Consider the following 940-nt stretch of genomic DNA (forward strand, 5'->3'; position numbering starts at 1 on the left):
ACACAGCGTCGCTTGCTTACTTCTTGTTGCGACGCTGGACGCGCGTGCGCTTGAGCAGCTTGCGGTGCTTCTTCTTCGCCATCCGCTTGCGCCGCTTCTTGATAACAGAGCCCACGACTACCCTCGCTCACTTCGATTCACTCGGTGCGGGGCGTCCGAGCCCACACGACCTACATCAGGCCAGCCTACCCGGCGCCGAGCGAAGCGCGTAATCCGAGGGGCGCCCCGGCCCCTGCTGTCAGGCCCGTCCGGGCCTAGGCGGACTCCACCCCCACATAGGACTCGCGGAGATACTCATGAACCGCCTGCTCTGGGACCCGGAAGGACCTGCCCACCCGGATCGCCGGCAGATGACCGCTGTGCACCAAGCGGTACACGGTCATCTTGGACACTCGCATCACCGAGGCGACTTCCGCCACGGTCAGAAACTGAACCTCGTTCAGAGGCCTTTCGCCAGCAGCCATGACACACCTGAACCTTCCGCACATGTCGGGCACCGGCTTCCCCTCCGGTGACTCCTGCTCGCATGCGCGCTCCTCACCAGATTAGGGGCGCGTGATACGAGTGGGGAAGAGGAGTAGCGATCGGACGCCTACTGTGACAGACACGCCCGATTGAGTACATAGCGAGTAATCGGTCGGTAGTAAGCGGACCGCACAGCGTCGTCAAGCGGAACCGCCACCGACACCCGCCCCTCCGCCTGGCCGACGACCCCGCGCCGTTCGTCGGCCAGGCGGAGGGGCGGGTGTCGGTGGCGGTTCCGCTTGACGACGCTGTGCGGTCCGCTTACTACCGACCGATTACTCGCTATGTACTCAATCGGGCGTGTCTGTCACAGTAGGCGTCCGATCGCTACTCCTCTTCCCCACTCGTATCACGCGCCCCTAATCTGGTGAGGAGCGCGCATGCGAGCAGGAGTCACCGGAGGGGAAGCCGGTGC

Annotated in this window: 2 protein-coding genes and 2 pseudogenes; 1 reads left to right on the forward strand and 3 read right to left on the reverse strand. The window is 64.4% G+C overall.

The genetic code is table 11. From position 1 onward, the window contains the following. Nucleotides 1-16: 16 nt before the first annotated feature. The 3 genes and pseudogenes from CCN51_RS51105 to CCN51_RS51115 form a co-directional block, all read right to left on the reverse strand. The gene (locus CCN51_RS51105) at nt 17-115 is read right to left on the reverse strand and encodes a 30S ribosomal protein bS22 (protein ID WP_003948845.1); all 99 of its coding nucleotides are present in this window, start codon (nt 113-115) and stop codon (nt 17-19) included. A 139-nt stretch (nt 116-254) separates the two neighbouring features. After that, nucleotides 255-464 (reverse strand): helix-turn-helix domain-containing protein, encoded by a 210-nt coding sequence (locus tag CCN51_RS51110; RefSeq protein ID WP_014053989.1) that lies wholly within the window; start codon nt 462-464, stop codon nt 255-257. 128 nt (nt 465-592) lie between these two features. After that, a pseudogene (locus tag CCN51_RS51115) lies at nt 593-709 on the reverse strand (phosphatase); the annotation flags it as partial. Between CCN51_RS51115 and CCN51_RS51120 the strand changes: the two are divergent. After that, a pseudogene (locus CCN51_RS51120) lies at nt 707-841 on the forward strand (phosphatase); the annotation flags it as partial. The pseudogenes CCN51_RS51115 and CCN51_RS51120 overlap by 3 nt on opposite strands. Nucleotides 842-940 lie beyond the last annotated feature (99 nt).

Origin of the sequence: Streptomyces milbemycinicus (assembly GCF_002154605.1) — a bacterium.
Lineage (GTDB): Bacteria > Actinomycetota > Actinomycetes > Streptomycetales > Streptomycetaceae > Streptomyces > Streptomyces milbemycinicus.

Bases quoted from the DNA above. Each gene is read 5' to 3' on its own strand.
- CCN51_RS51110 (WP_014053989.1), bottom strand. From the start codon at position 464: ATGGCTGCTGGCGAAAGGCCTCTGAACGAGGTTCAGTTTCTGACCGTG.